Raw genomic sequence first — 15,553 nt, 5'->3', positions numbered from 1 at the left:
ACGTCCGCCGACAATGCGTGGGCCAGCGGATGTGGATGGGCATCCGCGGCGAGCAGTTCGCGCACCATCGGATCGGTGAGCTCGGTGACCATATCGTCGAGCACATCGGCCGGCTCACCCGCGACGCGCCGCGCCGGCGGTGCCAGCGCCCGGGGGGTGGGGCCCCCCGCGCCCCGGGCGCGGAGCCCCCCCCCGCCCCCCCCCCCCCCCCCCCCCCCCCGGGGGGGCGGGGGGGGGTCACCCCCCGCGGGGGGGGGGGTGGGGGCTACCCCCCCACAAAACACGACGAAACGAGACAAGGCCCATGCCGTAGGTGGGCATGGGCCTTGCATCGAGTGGAGTGCGCCCGAAGGGATTCGAACCCCTAACCTTCTGATCCGTAGTCAGATGCTCTATCCGTTGAGCTACGGGCGCATACGCGTTATTCAGTTGTCACCCGGTGAACCGGGTGTGGCGGAGGCGAGAGGATTTGAACCTCCGGTCCCCGTGAAGGGACAACTCATTAGCAGTGAGTCCCATTCGGCCGCTCTGGCACGCCTCCTGGAGCCTTCTCTTCGAGGGCACCGGTCCTTTCGAACCGCCGAGCAGAAAGGCTACCCGAGCTTGGTGTGAAACTGCAAAACGGCTGGTTGATCAGCGTAAGTGGCTGTCGAACCAGTCGAAGATGCGGGTTTGTGAGTCGATGAGCTCGTCCGCGTCGTCCTCGTCGTCGCCGGGTTGGTCGGCGCGGTGCAGCAGGCCCGGATAGGTCACCACCAGACTTGCGACCGCGGCGCGGGCGGTGGCGTCGCGGAGTTGGTCTATCTCGTCGATGGGAGTGCTCGATTCCGCGCCGAACAGGCCGAGCCACGGGGCCTGTAGCCGGGGGGCGGCGGTGACGAGGGCTTCGGCCTGTTCGGTCAGGGGCGCGGTGATACCGGGGGCGGCCACACTGATCGCGGCGCCGATCGGCCGGTTGGTCGCCACCAGGAACGCTGCGGTGCCGGCCGTGTCGAAACCGAGGGCGCCGATGCAGTCGGGGAAGACTCCGCGGTGGGTGAGCCAATCGAAGCAGGCATCGAAATCCTCGAACAGTTCGTCGCCGTAGACCCCGGCCGACGAGGCGGTGGCCCGGTGGAAGAGGTTCGGCGCGACCACCAGCCAGCCTTCGCCGGCGAGGGCGCGCATGAACTCCAGCAACGATCCGGTGAACTCGCGGGACTCGTGGAGCAGCACGATTCCGCCACGGGCGTAACCCTCCGGTTCGATCACCGTGATGGGGACGTGTTCGTCGGTGGCGGGCCAGGTGGCGGCCGCTGTCGGCTCCTGATCGGGTCCGGTGGTTTCCGGCTCGTGGCGCCGCAGGGGCGCAATATCGTCATAAGTGCCCGACATGTTCCCAGCGTAGGGCGATATCCGTGGAGCGGGAAGAACTGGCAGGTGAACAGCCCGAACGTGGCGCGATCGAGATCGGAACTAAGCTCGATACGTGACCGCGCACATCCGGCCGGACCTCGATTCCATTCCGGCGTACGTTCCCGGCCGCAGCCATCCCGGCGCGGTCAAACTGGCGAGCAACGAAACGACCCTCGGTCCGCTGCCCGCCGCGAGCAAGGCCGTCGCCGAGGCGGTGGAGCTGGCCAGCCGTTATCCGGACAATCAGTCCGGCGAACTACGAGCAGCGCTCGCGGAATTTCTCGGCGTCACGCCGGGCAATGTCGCGGTCGGCTGCGGGAGTGTGGCGCTGTGCCAGGAGCTGGTACAGATCACCTGCGGGGATCCGTCCGACGAGGTGCTCTTCGCGTGGCGTTCGTTCGAGGCGTACCCGATCATCACCCAGGTCGGTAACGCGACCGCGGTGACGGTGCCGCTGAACGATCACGTTCACGATCTGGACGCCCTGGCGGCCGCGATCACCGAACGGACGCGACTGGTGTTCGTCTGCAATCCGAACAACCCGACCGGTACCGCGGTCGGCGCAGCGGAGCTGGCTCGTTTCCTGGACCGGGTACCCGCCGATGTGCTGGTGGCGCTGGACGAGGCGTACTACGAGTACCTGCGGATTCCCGGCGATCACCCCGACGGTGTGGAACTGGGCCGGACCCGGCCGAACGTCGTTGTGCTGCGGACCTTCTCGAAGGCCTACGGATTGGCCGGCCTACGGGTCGGATACGCGGTCGGTGCACCGGAGGTGATCGCCGCGCTGCTGAAAGTGCATATCCCGTTCAGTGTGAGCCGGGTGGCGCAGGCGGCGGCCATGGCATCGCTGGAGGCCCGGCACGAACTGCTGGACCGCACCGGCGCGGTGATCGCCGAACGGGAACGGATGCGCGACGCGCTGCTGGCCGCGGGCTACCGGGTGCCGCCGAGCGAAGCGAATTTCGTCTGGATCGACCTGGGCGCGGTGACGACCGAATTCGCCGAGGCGAGCGCGGAGGCGGGGGTGCTGATCCGGCCGTTCGCGGGCGAAGGAGTGCGGGTCACCGCCGGCGACCCGCATGAGAACGATCTGTTTCTCCGATTCGCCACGGCCGCGGAAACGGTTGCGCGCTTCGCGAGCGCCTGACAGAACCGCCCGAGCCCGGCACGCGACCCGAGTGTGCCGCCGGTAGTGATGAGCGGCGGTTCAGTCGATACCGAGGCCTTCGGAGATGGTTGGCCAGGAGGTGACCAGTTCGTCGGCCCAGTACGGCCAGGAGTGCGTGCCCTGTGGACGGAAGTGGGCGGTGTAGTCGATATCGAGGGTGTCGAGACGCTGGGCGAGCCGGCGGGTGCAGAAATCGGTGGCGGCCTCCAGCGGGCCGCCCATCAGCACGCTCACCGGGGTCTCGGGGTTGGTCAGCACATCGTGCACACCCGGCCGTCCGCTGCCGGCGGAGAGATAGAGCTTCTTACCGCGGAGGGCTTCCGCGTGCAGGGTCACATCGTGGGCCAGCCAGGCCGGGTCGTCGGGGCCGCCGAACATGTTCTCGGGGTTGCCCTTGAAGGTGGTGACGACCATGCGGGCCTGTGCCTGGCCCAGGTCGGTACCCGTGGAGAAGCAGCCGCTGTGGGCGCCGACGGCGGAATAGAGTTCGGGTTTCCGGATGGCCAGCATCATGGCCCCTTCGGCGCCCATGGAGGTTCCGACCACGGCGTTACGGCCGTTTCCGGCGAATTCGGCGTCGAGTAGTGGCGGTAGTTCCTCGGTGAGGAATGTCTCCCATTTGTTGACCCCCAATACCGGGTCCGGGCGCTGCCAGTCGGTGTAGAAACTGGCGGGCCCGCCGACGGTGAAGACGACGTTCACCGGTTTGTCGGCGTAGAACTGGGCGGCGCCGCCGCGGTCGAGCCAGTTGTTGCTGTCGATCTGGGTGCTGCGGCCGTCGAGCATGTAGATGGTGGGGCGGGGTGTGCTGCGGTCGGCCGGCAGCAGGACCAGGACCTGCACCGTGCGGTGCATGGCCGGGGAGTCGACGAATACCCGCATCAGGCGTTCGTGCACCGGCTGGATGCCCACGATGGCGGCCCGCGGCGCCCGGACCGCCTCCGGGCGTTCGACCGGTCCGGGATCCTCGGCCGAGCCGGTGCCCGGCTGAGCGGGCGCGGTGTGCAGTCCCTCGGGGTCTGCCTGCGCGGCGCCGGGCGCGACAGCACCGCACAGGGCGACGGCGCCCGATACGACGGTGGCCAGGCCGACGCGATACCTCATGGCGCCCATACTGCCAGACCTCATGGCGGGCACCCGGGCACCGAAAGGCGCCAATTTATATGCTCTGACCAGCGCTTTCGATGGTATTGCCGCGGAATGGATCTCGGGTGGTGACAATCGACTCGCGGACGCGGGCCGTATCGTTCGCACCGGTCACCGGGGTTTGTCCGGTCGATGTGCCGGTGCTCACCCGGACCCGGCGGACCCGCCGGACGCGCGGAGTAATCTCGCTTCGGGAGCCGGACCGGATGGAGAGAGGACCTCGTGACGGGCGCGCGGATGGTGGGGCTTTTCGCCGGGATCGGAGGGCTGGAGCTCGGGCTGGCGGCGCACGGCTGGCACAGCACTCTGCTGTGCGAGATCGATCCCGGTGCGCGGGCGGTACTGGGGGCGCGTTTTCCCGATGCCGAACTCCACACCGATATCACCCGGTTGCGGGCGCTGCCGCCGGAAACCGAGCTGGTGGCAGCGGGATTCCCGTGCCAGGACCTGTCCCAGGCGGGCCGCACCGCCGGGATCACCGGAACCAAATCCAGTCTGGTCGACCATGTGTTCCGGCTGGTCCGCCGTAAACGCGGGCCGCGCTGGTTGCTGATCGAGAACGTGCCGTTCATGCTGCAACTCGGTCGCGGTGCGGCCATGCGCCATATCACCGGCGCTCTCGAAGAACTCGGTTACACGTGGGCCTACCGGGTGGTGGATGCGCGCGCGTTCGGCCTGCCGCAGCGGCGTAACCGGGTGCTCATGCTGGCTTCACGAACCGAAGATCCGCGCACCGTACTGTTCGCCGACGATGCCGGGCCGCGACTACTGGGATGCGTCGAGAGCGACCCGTGCGGTTTCTACTGGACCGAAGGTGTGCGTGGCCTGGGCTGGGTGGTCAACGCCGTGCCCACACTCAAAGGCGGGTCCGGATTGGGGATTCCGAGCGCGCCGGCGGTGCGGTTGCCGTCCGGGGAAATAGTCACGCCGGGGATCACCGACGGGGAGCGACTCCAGGGATTCGACCCCGGCTGGACCGAACCGGCGCTGGCGGTGCCCGGTTTCCGCCCCGGTCAGCGCTGGCGGCTGGTAGGTAATGCGGTGAGTGTGCGGATGGCGTCGTGGGTGGGGTCGCGGCTCCGTATCCCGGGCGAACCGATACCCGGGCATATTCCGCTACCACCCGGCAGCCCGTGGCCCGGGGCGGCGTGGGGGCATTCCGGGCAGGTGTTCGAGGTGCCGCTGTCGCCGTGGCCGGCCCACGAACCCTACGAGGACCTGCGGTTCTTCCTCACCGACACCCGGTTGCTCTCGGCCCGGGCGACAGCCGGTTTCCTGCGCCGGACCGGGATGGGCACACTGCGTTTCCCGCCCGGTTTCCTCGACGATGTGCAGGCGCATCTGGTGCGGATGGGTGGTTCGGCGGCATGACCGGCGACCCCGCCCGCAGCAGCCACCGCCCGGCCACCGATCCGGTGACCAGCGCGCGGATGTCACGGCAGCGGCGGGCGCATACCGCGCCGGAACTGGCCTTGCGGCGTGAACTGCACCGGCGCGGTATCCGCTACTTCGTGGACCGGGCCCCGATCCGTGGCCAGCGGCGGCGGGCGGATCTGGTGTTCCCGCGGCGCCGGGTCGCGGTGTATGTGGACGGCTGTTTCTGGCATCGCTGCCCGATCCATGCAACCGATCCGAAGAACAACGCGGACTGGTGGGCGGAGAAATTGGCGGGCAATGTCGCCCGCGACCGTGCCACCGACGCGGCATTGACCGCTGCGGGCTGGCAGGTGGTGCGGATTTGGGAACACGAGGATCCGGTGTGCGCGGCAGACCGGGTGCAGACGGTCTTGGATCGCTGAGCGGAATGTCTCCCGGCGTTGAGGTCGGTGCAACTCCCGGCGGCTGCGCCGGGGCGGCGGCATTAGGGTCGGTGTCGTGCCCAGGGATCTGATCGAATCGCTCACCAGTCGGATGGAGCAGGTTGCCGCGGCGACCTCCGAATTGCTCGCCACTGTCGACACCCTCGACGATGCGGCGCTCACCGCCGCTTCCGCGCTTCCCGGCTGGACCAGGGGGCATGTGCTGACGCATATCGCGCGTAATGCCGACAGCCTGGTCAATCTGCTGCTCTGGGCGCATACCGGAGTGGAGACACCACAGTATGCGAGTACCGCGCTGCGTGATGCCGATATCGAGCTGGGCGCGCCGCGTCCACTCGCCGAACAGCGGGCCGACCTGGTGGAATCGGCGGAGCGGTTGATCGGGATGGCGCGGGTGCCGACGGCCGAGCAGTGGCAGGTGGAGGTGCGCACCAGGCGGGGGCGGCCGCTACCGGCGTACCGGATTCCCTGGATGCGGTTACAGGAGTTACGGATTCACCATGTGGATCTGAATGCGGGCTACCTCCCCGCGCAGTGGCCGGCGGATTTCGTAGCGGAACTGCTCGCGGAGGTCGCCGCCGACCTGGGCGCGCGCCCGGACGTGCAGCCGTTCGAAATACGGGCCACCGATACCGGTTTCGGCGCGATCGTCGGAGACGGCGACCCGGAACGGAAGGTGGCGGCACCGGCCGCATCGCTGCTGGCCTGGCTGCTGGGACGCGGTGCGGACGAGACCTTGCCCGCGGATCTTCCGCAACTGCCCGCTTGGCGCTGACCCGCGTACCCCTCCTCGCGCTCGACAACGCGTGTCCGCTGGTCCCGGTCCGGTGTGTGCCGGTACCGAGCCCGGCGCTCGGCGGTCGCAGCCGGGTGGCGCCCGCAAACCAGAACCGGCCGGCACCCGTGTGGGTGCCGGCCGGCGGTGTATCGCCTGGATCAGACCCCGGCGGGTTCTTCGACGGACTTGGTCTTGGCGCGTTCCTGCAGTTCGCGCAGCTTCGATCCTTCGACGTCGATATCGGGCAGGATCCGGTCCAGCCAGGCCGGCATCCACCACGCCCATTTGCCGAGCAGTACCAGCAGTGACGGGATCAGCACCATCCGCACCAGGAAGGCGTCGAAGAAAACGCCCGCTGCCAGTGCGAAGCCCATGGATTTGGAGGTGATATCGGGCGAGAGCATGAAACCGCCGAAGACCGAGATCATGATGACGGCCGCCGCGGCGACGACGCGGGCGCCGTGATGGTAGCCGTCGACCATCGCCTGTTTCGGTTCCTTGCCGTGCACGTATTCCTCGCGCATCCGGGTCACCAGGAACACCTGGTAGTCCATGGCCAGGCCGAATACCAGGCCGATCAGCACGATGGGTAGGAAGCTGATGATCGGATGGGTGTCGTCGACCAGGCCGAAGGCGCCCTCCTGGAAGATCAGCACCGTGACGCCGAAGGTCGCGGCCATCGAGAGCAGGAAGCCGAGCGCGGCGGTGAGCGGTACCAGGATCGACCGGAACACCAGTAGCAGCAGGATGAATGCCGCCACCGCGACGATGGCCATGTACGGGATGATGCTGTCGAGCAGCACGCTGTTGACATCGGCGTAGATGGCCGTCTGGCCGGTGATGCCGTATTCCATGCCGTACTGGTCCTGTAGTGCGGCCTCCGCATCGCGGGCGTGTTCGACCAGATCCTGTGTTTCCGCACTGTTGGGCCCGGATTCGGGAACCACCTGGAACAGCGCGGCCTGCCCGTCCTGGCTCGGCTGCGCGACGCTGAGGTAATCCACGCCGTCGTAGCCCGCCAGTTGATCGCGCAGTGCGGTCAGTGCGGCATCGCGCTGGTCGGCGGGGGTTTCGGAGAGATCGACCGCGACCACGAGCATGCCGTTCTTGCCTTCACCGAAGCCCGCGGTCTGCAGTTCGTAGGCCTTCCGGACCGAGGAGTCCTCCGGCATGCTGTCGCCGCCGGGCAGGCCGAGGCTGAGCTGGGCCGCCGGGGCTGCCAGCGCCCCGAGGACGATCGCGCTGATGATCAGCGTGAGCACCGGTACCCGGGCGATGAGCCGCGCGAAACGCATCCCGTTGGTGACCGAGGTGTCGTCTTCGGGATCGTGCTGGGCGATCAGCGGCAGTTTCGGTTTGAACAGCGATTTACCGAGCGCGCCGAGCAGGGCCGGCATCAGGGTGGTGGCCGCGAGTACGGCGAACCCGGCCGCGATGGCGCCGCCGATACCCATGGCGGTGAGGAAGCTGATCCCGACCACGGACAGGCCGAGCAGCGCGACCACCACGGTCAGCCCGGCGAAGACGACGGCCGAACCGGCGGTGCCCACCGCGACACCTGCGGCTTCCTCGGGTGAATCCTGGACGACGAGTTCGTGTTTGTAGCGCGAGACGATGAACAGGGCGTAGTCGATGGACAGCGCCAGGCCGATCATCGATGCCAGGATCGGGGTGAAGGTCGGAACCTCGGTGAGCGAGGTTCCGGTCAGGATGAGTGCGCCCGCGCAGGCGACGCCGACGATTCCGGTGATGATCGGGACGAACGCGGCCACGATGGCGCCGAAGGCGATGATCATGACGATCAGCGCGACCCCGATACCGATCATCTCGGCCTGCCCCGTTTCCGGCTGGGTCTGCGCGATGGCGCCACTCATCTCGACGGTGAGTCCGGCGTTGCGGCCCTCCTGGGCAATGGCCTCGGCGGCCTGCCGGTGTTCCTCGGTGATGTCGGCGAAGGTCGGCATCGTGAACTTCACATCGATCACGGCGACCGTTTGGGGCCGGTCTTCGCTGAGCACGTTCAGCGGGGCGCCACCACACAGCGCCTTGAAGTCAGGAGAGTTCTGACCGTCGAGGCAGTTCGGTTCCGGCATCGGTGGGGCCCGGCCGGGTTCGAGGGTCGCGGCTGCCGCGGCCTGTTCCGCGGCGGCCTCCTGGCTGGCCGGCATCATCGCGGTCGCGGTGACCGGGTTGACGACCGGTTCGCTGTGGTCGACGATATCGAGTTCGTTCAGCCGCTGGACCAGCGCGTCCAGCGCCGTCATATTGGGTTCGTCGGTCAGCGTGCCGTTCGGTGCGGCGATGACATATTGGCCGGTGACGGCGTCGATGCTGAACATCGAGGCCATCTGCGGCATATGTTCCTCGAGGATGGCCGTGGCCCGTTCCGAGGGCAGACCCGGCATCTCGAAGCTGTCCTGGAACGGTTTGGCCAGCGCACCCGCCGCCCCGCCGAGTAGGACCAGTATCAGCGCCCATATGGGCAGCACTATCCACTTCCGGCGGAAAGCGAACTTTCCCCATCTGTACAGGAATACGGACACGAGGGATTTCTCCTAGGCGAGGCCGAAACGGTTTGGTCGTATGTGCTTCTGCTGTGACGAACTGACGGCCGGCGTCGTTTTCGCGGACCGGATCGCGCGGGGGAGGCTGCGGCCTCGGGTCGCGTAATCGGTATGGATCCGCCTACACGGGGGACGCCTTTTATCTACCGTACGGTAGGTAGACTACCGGTAGGTTAAACGGAGGAACAAGCTCGACTTCCGGCGGCCTACCGTGCGTGAGGGCCGGGAGAACGAGAGGATCGAGCATGGCGAATCGGCGTACCGACGACCACGTTACCGCAGGTCGGGACACCAAGAAGGCGATCCTGGACGCCGCCGTGCGCCTGTTCGTGAACAAGGGTTTCGAACAGGCCAGCCTGCGGGAAGTAGCAGATGCGGTCGGAATCACAAAACCGTCGCTCTACTATCACTATTCGTCCAAACTCGACCTTCTCGTCGCCGTCATCAACCCACTGCTGGACGAATTACGGGCATTGGCCGACGAGGTCGAAGCGATGCCGGCGCCCGATGCCGAGAGCCGCCGCGCGGTGTTGCGCAGCTATATCCGGGCCATGATCCGGAACCGGGACGCCGGGGAAATGATGGTGCGCAACGCGGTGGCCATCATCAACGCGGTGGCCGATCAGTATCCGGTGATAGTTGACGCCCACAAGGTCGTGCGCAACTGGCTCGCGGGCCCGGAGCCCACACCGGTACGGCTGCTGCGGGCCGGCGCGGCCTTGGAGGTGGTGACCGTCGCCCTGGTTTCGAACGAGATAGCACCGGACGCGGGGGATGATGTGGTGGAGTCGACGCTGCTGGACGCCGCGCTCGCAGCGCTGGCGGAGTGAAAGGTCAGGTTGGTCGTGCACATCACCGCGAGGGTGGATCATGCCGTGCGCACACTGCTCGAGATCACGGCAGCCGATCAGGCCGCGGCCGTGAAGGCGGAGGCCATCGCGGCCGGCCAGCAGATCGCGCCCAAAGTGCTGGAGAGCGTCCTCGCCGAACTGCGGCGGGCGGGACTGGTGACAAGCCGGCGCGGGCCCGACGGCGGCTACCGGCTGGCCCGCCCGGCGCACGCCATCTCGATCGCCGATGTGATCCGGGCGATCGAGGGACCCCTCGCGTCGGTACGCGGGCTGCGTCCCGAGGAGGTGCGGTACCCGGGTGCGGCCGAACCGCTGCAGCAGGTGTGGATCGCGCTGCGGGTGAATATCCGGGCCGTCCTGGAGAACGTGACGCTGGCCGATATCGCCGGCGGCGCGCTACCGGATTTCGTGGCGGCCCTCACCGCCGACCCCGGCGCCTGGGCCCGCCGCGAACCCGGCGATCCGGCCCCGCCGGACCCGCCGGAAATTGCCGGGCGATCCGCAAAACCAGACGGTAGCGTTCGGTCATCATGCTGATCAGACTGCTCCGCGACTTCCTCCTCCCGTACCGGAAACAGCTGGCCGGGATCGTGGTACTGCAGCTGATCTCGGTGATCGCCATGCTGTATCTGCCCAGCCTGAACGCCGACCTGATCGACGAGGGCATCACCAAGGGCGATATCGGCTACATCTGGGCCGCGGGCCTGCGGATGCTGGCCGTTTCGGGAGTTCAGATCGTCGCTTCGGCCTCCTCGGTTCTTCTCGCCGCGCAGGCCGCGATGGGGGCGGGTCGCGATCTGCGCGCCGCGCTGCTGCACCGGGTGAACACCTTCTCGGCCCGCGAGATGGGAATGTTCGGTGCGCCGTCGCTGATCACCCGCAATACCAACGATGTGCAGCAGGTGCAGTTGCTCGTCGTGATGGCCTCGACGGTGGCGGTGATGGCGCCGATCATGTGCATCGGCGGCGTCGTGATGGCGCTGCGCGAGGATCTGGGCCTGTCCTGGTTGCTGCTGATCGCGGTGCCCGCGCTGGCGCTGAGCATGGGGTTGATCATCGCCCGGATGGTGCCCGCGTTCCGCCTGATGCAGACACGGCTCGACGAGGTCAACCGGGTACTGCGCGAGCAGATCACCGGTATCCGGGTGGTGCGCGCGTTCGTCCGCGAACGGCTCGAAGTCTGGCGTTTCGAGGTGGCCAATACCGAACTCACCGATATCTCGGTGCGGGTCGGCCGGTTGATGGCGCTGATGTTCCCGACGGTCATGCTGATCAGCAATGTCACCTCGGTTGCCGTGATCTGGTTCGGCGGAAAGGCAATCGACGCCGGTGAGATGCAGATCGGATCGCTGACGGCGCTGCTGTCCTACATCATGCAGATACTGATGGCGGTCATGATGGCCTCGTTCCTGGCCATGATGGCGCCGCGCGCGGCGGTCTCGGCGGACCGGATCTCCGAGGTACTGGACACCGAATCATCGGTGCGCTCACCCGAACATCCGCAGCCCTTCCAGGGCGACCCCGCCCAAGTGCAGGTCTGCGAGGCCGGGTTCAGCTACCCGGGCGCCGAACAGCCGGTGCTGCGCGCTATCGACTTCCGGGTGGAACCCGGGCAGACCACCGCCGTCGTGGGCTCGACCGGTGCGGGTAAGACCACCCTGTTGAACCTGATTCCGCGGCTCATGGACGCCACCGAAGGCGCCGTTCTGCTCGGCGGCACCGACGTCCGCGACCTCGACCTGAACGAGCTGCGGACCCGGATCGCGCTGGTACCGCAGAAGGGCTATCTGTTCTCCGGCACCGTGGCGAGCAATCTGCGCTACGGCGATCCGGACGCAAGCGACGAGGAACTGTGGCGATGTCTGGAGATCGCCCAGGCCGCCGACTTCGTCCGGGCCATGCCACAGGGCCTGGACACACCGGTGGCGCAGGGCGGCACCACGGTCTCGGGCGGGCAGCGGCAGCGGCTGGCCATCGCCCGCGCCCTGGTACGCAGGCCGCGGGTGTATCTGTTCGACGATTCGTTCTCCGCGCTCGACGTCGCCACCGACGCGCGGCTGCGGGCGGCCCTGCGGCCGGAAACGGCGAACGCCGCGGTGATCATCGTGGCCCAGCGGATCGCCACCATCCGCGATGCCGACCAGATCGTGGTACTCGAGGACGGCGCCATGGTCGGTCTCGGCACCCACGATCAGCTGGTCCGCGATTGTGCCGAGTACCGGGAGATCGTGGAATCCCAGCTGAGTGTGGAGGAAGCGCGATGAGACCGGGTACGCCGGGCGCCCCCGACGCGAAACCGAAATCGTTCAAACCCTCGCTGAAACGGCTGGTGGGCAGGCTCGCACCGGAACGCATGCTGGTGGCGATCATCGTCGCTCTCGGCGTCGTCTCCGTGGTGCTCAATATCGCGGGCCCCTACCTGCTGGGCAAGGCCACCAACCTGATCTTCGACGGTGTGGTCGGCCGGCAGCTGCCCGCGGGGCTGAGCAAGGAAGAAGCCATTGCCGGCCTGCGCGCGCAGGGCCAGGACACCTTCGCCGACATGCTGTCGGGGATGGCAGTCGTACCGGGTGCCGGAATCGACTTCGACGCCGTCGGCCGGGTCCTGACCCTGGTGCTGGCGTTGTATCTGGGCGCCGCACTGTTCGGCTGGCTGCAGGCCTATCTGCTCAACAACCTGATCAACCGCACCATCAAACGGTTGCGCGCCGATGTGGAGGACAAGATCCACCGGCTGCCGCTGAGCTATTTCGATACCGCACCCCGCGGCGATGTACTCAGCCGGGTCACCAACGATGTGGACAATATCTCGCAGAGCCTGCAGCAGACGATGAGCCAGCTGCTGATCTCGCTGCTCACCGTGCTCGGCATTCTCGGAATGATGTTCTGGATCTCGTGGCTGCTCGCGCTCATCGCCCTGCTGACGGTGCCCGCAGTGATCATCGTGACGGCGCAGATCGCCAAACGGTCCAAACCCCATTTCGTGGACCAGTGGAAGTACACCGGACTCGTGAACGCCCAGGTGGAGGAGGCCTACACCGGACACGAGGTCGTCACCGCGTTCGGACGCAGCAAGCAGGTCGGCGCGGAGTTCGACGAGCGCAACGAGCATCTGTACCAGTCCAGCTTCAAGGCCCAGTTCATCTCCGGGCTGATCATGCCGTCATCGATGTTCCTGGGGAACCTGAACTATGTGCTGGTCGCCCTGATCGGTGGTCTGCGGGTCGCCTCCGGCCAGCTGTCGCTGGGGGAGGTGCAGGCGTTCATCCAGTACTCACGCCAGTTCAGCCAGCCGCTCACCCAGATCGGTGCCATGGCGAATCTGCTGCAGTCGGGCGTGGCCTCGGCCGAGCGGATCTTCGAAATCCTGGATGCCGGGGAACAGAGCCCGGACCCGGTTCGGGAACCCGCCGCGCCACCCGAGCGCGGTCGCGTGGAATTCGCCGACGTCTCGTTCCGGTACGAACCGCAGACCCCGGTGATCGACGACCTTTCACTGGTGGCCGAACCAGGGCACGTAGTGGCCATCGTCGGGCCCACGGGCGCCGGGAAGACCACGCTGGTCAATCTGCTGCTGCGGTTCTACGAGCTCGATTCCGGCGTGATCAGCATCGACGGGGTCGATATCACCGATATCGGCCGCGACAGGCTGCGCTCCCGGATCGGCATGGTGCTGCAGGACACCTGGCTGTTCAAAGGCACCATCAAGGAGAACATCGCCTACGGCGATCCGGACGCGAGCGAGGCCGATATCCTCGCCGCCGCCCGCGCCGCCTACGTGGATCGCTTCGTGCATTCGCTGCCCGCCGGGTACGACACCGTGATCGACGAAGAGGGCACCGGGGTCAGCGCGGGTGAGAAACAGCTGATCACCATCGCCCGCGCGTTCCTCGCCAAACCCACGATCCTGGTACTGGACGAGGCCACCAGTTCCGTGGACACCCGCACCGAACTACTGGTGCAGCAGGCCACCGCGGAACTGCGCCGCGATCGCACCAGTTTCGTCATCGCCCACCGGCTCTCCACCATCCGCGACGCCGACCTGATCGTGGTGATGGAGGACGGCCATATCGTCGAACAGGGCACCCACGAGGAGCTGCTGGCGCGGCAGGCCGCCTACTACCGCCTCTACAACTCGCAGTTCGCGGCGGCCGCGGTCGAAGCTTGATCCCGGGCCTGACCGAGTCGGTCCCGGAGGCGGTAGCGAAGCGGGACCATGGAGGCCCTGGCTCCGGCCCATCGGCACAGCCTGAGCGAGTCGGGCCTGGGTGACGAAGAAACCACGGAGGCCCTCGCTCAGGACCGGTGAACGCTGCCTGCGAGGATAGCGGCGTGTCCGACAGCGCCGGCTTCTCCTTCAGTATCGGTACCCGCCTCGACGGCCGGCACGGCCGGACGGGAGTTATCCAGACCCCGCACGGTGCCGTCGCCACGCCCGCCTTCATCCCGGTGGGAACCAAGGCGACGGTGAAGGCGGTGCTGCCCGAGGCGATGCGCGACCTCGGGGCGCAGGCCCTGCTCGCCAACGCCTACCACCTGTATCTGCAGCCCGGCCCCGATATCGTCGACGAGGCCGGTGGGCTGGCGGCGTTCATGAACTGGCCCGGCCCCACCTTCACCGACAGCGGCGGTTTCCAGGTGATGTCGCTGGGCGTCGGGTTCAAAAAGGTGCTGGCGATGGAAACCGTCGACGTACAGAACGACGATGTGATCGCCAAGGGCAAGGAACGGCTGGCCACCGTGGACGACGAGGGAGTCACCTTCCGGTCGCATCTGAACGGGTCGAAACACCGGTTCACGCCGGAAGTGTCCATGGGGATCCAGCATCAGCTGGGCGCCGACATCATGTTCGCCTTCGACGAACTCACCACCCTGATGAACACCCGCGGCTACCAGGAGAAATCGGTACAGCGCACCCATCAGTGGGCGCAGCGCTGTATCGATGAACACGAACGCCTCACCGCCGCCCGCACCCACCGGCCCTATCAGGCGCTCTTCGCGGTGGTGCAGGGCGCGCAGTACGAAGACCTGCGGCGTAAGGCTTCTCGCGATCTCGCCGAGATCCGCGGCGCCGCGGGCACCGAATTCGACGGCTACGGTATCGGCGGCGCGCTGGAGAAACACAATCTCGGCACCATCGTCGGCTGGTGCTGTGACGAACTGCCCGAGGACAAACCGCGCCATATGCTGGGCATCAGCGAACCGGAGGATATGTTCGCCGCGATCGAGGCAGGCGCGGACACCTTCGACTGTGTGAATCCCTCCCGAGTGGGACGCAACGGCGGAATCTATGTGGACGCCGGCCGGTTCAACATCGATACCCTGCGGTTCAAACGGGATTTCACTCCGATCGACGACACCTGCGACTGTTACACCTGCGCGCACTACACCCGCGCCTATATCCACCACCTGTTCAAGGCCAAGGAGATGCTGGCCTCGACGCTGTGCACGATTCACAACGAGCGGTTCACGATCCGGCTGGTCGACCGCATCCGGGCCAGTATCGATGGTGGGTATTTCGACGAGTTCCGGGCGGAGACGATGGGTCGCTGGCAGGGGCGGATCACGGCGCCTTGATCTGCGCTCGATCCCGTTGCTGTCCCGGCGCGGGCATCGGATTCCTGGTCGACTCTGCGGGGCGGGGGTAAACCTTCCGCGAAGGGTGGGGGCTGTGATTTTGGAGACGCTCCGCGTCTCGAGGGGTGGGGCCCTTGGAGGCCCGGTTCTTCACTCCCGGCGGTCGCTCCAGAACGAGACGGGCCCCGAACCATGCCGGTGAACTATCCGCGAACCATGCCCGTGAACTGACCGCGAAGAATTCCGGTGAA

12 protein-coding genes and 2 tRNA genes are annotated in these 15,553 nt (G+C 67.2%); 9 read left to right on the top strand and 5 right to left on the bottom strand.

Translation table 11 applies throughout. The annotated features are described in order from the left end of the window. Positions 1 to 341: 341 nt before the first annotated feature. The 3 genes from QH196_RS22025 to QH196_RS22015 form a co-directional block, all read right to left on the bottom strand. Positions 342 to 414: transfer RNA gene (locus QH196_RS22025), tRNA-Arg, on the bottom strand. A 37-nt stretch (positions 415 to 451) separates the two neighbouring features. Beyond that, a tRNA-Ser gene (locus QH196_RS22020) sits at positions 452 to 541 on the bottom strand. 92 nt (positions 542 to 633) lie between these two features. Continuing rightward, complete coding sequence (locus QH196_RS22015; protein ID WP_280417712.1) at positions 634 to 1,374, bottom strand: dienelactone hydrolase family protein; 741 nt, start codon at positions 1,372 to 1,374, stop codon at positions 634 to 636. A gap of 94 nt (positions 1,375 to 1,468) precedes the next feature. Between QH196_RS22015 and hisC the strand changes: the two genes are divergently transcribed. Beyond that, positions 1,469 to 2,545 (top strand): histidinol-phosphate transaminase, encoded by a 1,077-nt coding sequence (hisC, locus tag QH196_RS22010; RefSeq protein ID WP_280417711.1) that lies wholly within the window; start codon positions 1,469 to 1,471, stop codon positions 2,543 to 2,545. A gap of 60 nt (positions 2,546 to 2,605) precedes the next feature. On the opposite strand, the gene QH196_RS22005 is transcribed toward hisC, so the two are convergent. After that, complete coding sequence (locus tag QH196_RS22005; protein ID WP_280417710.1) at positions 2,606 to 3,670, bottom strand: alpha/beta hydrolase; 1,065 nt, start codon at positions 3,668 to 3,670, stop codon at positions 2,606 to 2,608. 279 nt (positions 3,671 to 3,949) lie between these two features. Between QH196_RS22005 and QH196_RS22000 the strand changes: the two genes are divergently transcribed. The 3 genes from QH196_RS22000 (at position 3,950) to QH196_RS21990 (ending at position 6,307) form a co-directional block, all read left to right on the top strand. Continuing rightward, positions 3,950 to 5,083 (top strand): DNA cytosine methyltransferase, encoded by a 1,134-nt coding sequence (locus QH196_RS22000; protein WP_280417713.1) that lies wholly within the window; start codon positions 3,950 to 3,952, stop codon positions 5,081 to 5,083. Then, positions 5,080 to 5,511, top strand: coding sequence for a very short patch repair endonuclease (locus QH196_RS21995; RefSeq protein ID WP_280417709.1), 432 nt, complete (start codon positions 5,080 to 5,082; stop codon positions 5,509 to 5,511). Before QH196_RS22000 ends, QH196_RS21995 begins: the two co-directional genes overlap by 4 nt. Before the next feature lie 76 nt (positions 5,512 to 5,587). Beyond that, positions 5,588 to 6,307, top strand: coding sequence for a maleylpyruvate isomerase family mycothiol-dependent enzyme (locus QH196_RS21990; RefSeq protein WP_280417708.1), 720 nt, complete (start codon positions 5,588 to 5,590; stop codon positions 6,305 to 6,307). A gap of 161 nt (positions 6,308 to 6,468) precedes the next feature. Here the strand turns inward: QH196_RS21990 and QH196_RS21985 are convergent, their stop codons facing one another. Further along, positions 6,469 to 8,853 carry an MMPL family transporter gene (locus QH196_RS21985; protein WP_280417707.1) on the bottom strand — a complete coding sequence of 795 codons (2,385 nt, stop codon included), beginning with the start codon at positions 8,851 to 8,853 and terminating at the stop codon, positions 6,469 to 6,471. Positions 8,854 to 9,119: 266 nt separating this feature from the next. Between QH196_RS21985 and QH196_RS21980 the strand changes: the two genes are divergently transcribed. The 5 genes from QH196_RS21980 (at position 9,120) to tgt (ending at position 15,302) form a co-directional block, all read left to right on the top strand. After that, entirely contained in the window at positions 9,120 to 9,704 is a 585-nt protein-coding gene (locus QH196_RS21980) for a TetR/AcrR family transcriptional regulator (RefSeq protein WP_280417706.1), read from the top strand. A 15-nt stretch (positions 9,705 to 9,719) separates the two neighbouring features. Then, complete coding sequence (locus QH196_RS21975; protein WP_280417705.1) at positions 9,720 to 10,262, top strand: RrF2 family transcriptional regulator; 543 nt, start codon at positions 9,720 to 9,722, stop codon at positions 10,260 to 10,262. Beyond that, positions 10,256 to 11,989, top strand: a complete 1,734-nt coding sequence (locus QH196_RS21970; protein WP_280417704.1) for an ABC transporter ATP-binding protein — start codon at positions 10,256 to 10,258, stop codon at positions 11,987 to 11,989. The genes QH196_RS21975 and QH196_RS21970 overlap by 7 nt, the downstream gene beginning before the upstream one ends. Next, complete coding sequence (locus QH196_RS21965) at positions 11,986 to 13,893, top strand: ABC transporter ATP-binding protein (protein WP_280417703.1); 1,908 nt, start codon at positions 11,986 to 11,988, stop codon at positions 13,891 to 13,893. Before QH196_RS21970 ends, QH196_RS21965 begins: the two co-directional genes overlap by 4 nt. 164 nt (positions 13,894 to 14,057) lie before the next feature. Continuing rightward, complete coding sequence (tgt, locus tag QH196_RS21960; protein ID WP_280417702.1) at positions 14,058 to 15,302, top strand: tRNA guanosine(34) transglycosylase Tgt; 1,245 nt, start codon at positions 14,058 to 14,060, stop codon at positions 15,300 to 15,302. Positions 15,303 to 15,553 lie beyond the last annotated feature (251 nt).

The sequence above is a fragment of the Nocardia carnea genome, assembly GCF_029868325.1.
GTDB classification, from domain to species: Bacteria; Actinomycetota; Actinomycetes; order Mycobacteriales; family Mycobacteriaceae; genus Nocardia; species Nocardia carnea_C.
Note: the sequence above shows the minus strand (reverse complement) of the source record. Positions and strands in the feature narration are given on the sequence as shown.

Coding starts and splice junctions, on each gene's coding strand:
- QH196_RS21970 (WP_280417704.1), top strand. CDS start 10,256: ATGCTGATCAGACTGCTCCGCGACTTCCTCCTCCCGTACCGGAAACAG.
- QH196_RS21995 (WP_280417709.1), top strand. CDS start 5,080: ATGACCGGCGACCCCGCCCGCAGCAGCCACCGCCCGGCCACCGATCCG.
- QH196_RS22005 (WP_280417710.1), bottom strand. CDS start 3,670: ATGAGGTATCGCGTCGGCCTGGCCACCGTCGTATCGGGCGCCGTCGCC.
- QH196_RS22015 (WP_280417712.1), bottom strand. CDS start 1,374: ATGTCGGGCACTTATGACGATATTGCGCCCCTGCGGCGCCACGAGCCG.
- QH196_RS21965 (WP_280417703.1), top strand. CDS start 11,986: ATGAGACCGGGTACGCCGGGCGCCCCCGACGCGAAACCGAAATCGTTC.
- QH196_RS21980 (WP_280417706.1), top strand. CDS start 9,120: ATGGCGAATCGGCGTACCGACGACCACGTTACCGCAGGTCGGGACACC.
- QH196_RS22000 (WP_280417713.1), top strand. CDS start 3,950: ATGGTGGGGCTTTTCGCCGGGATCGGAGGGCTGGAGCTCGGGCTGGCG.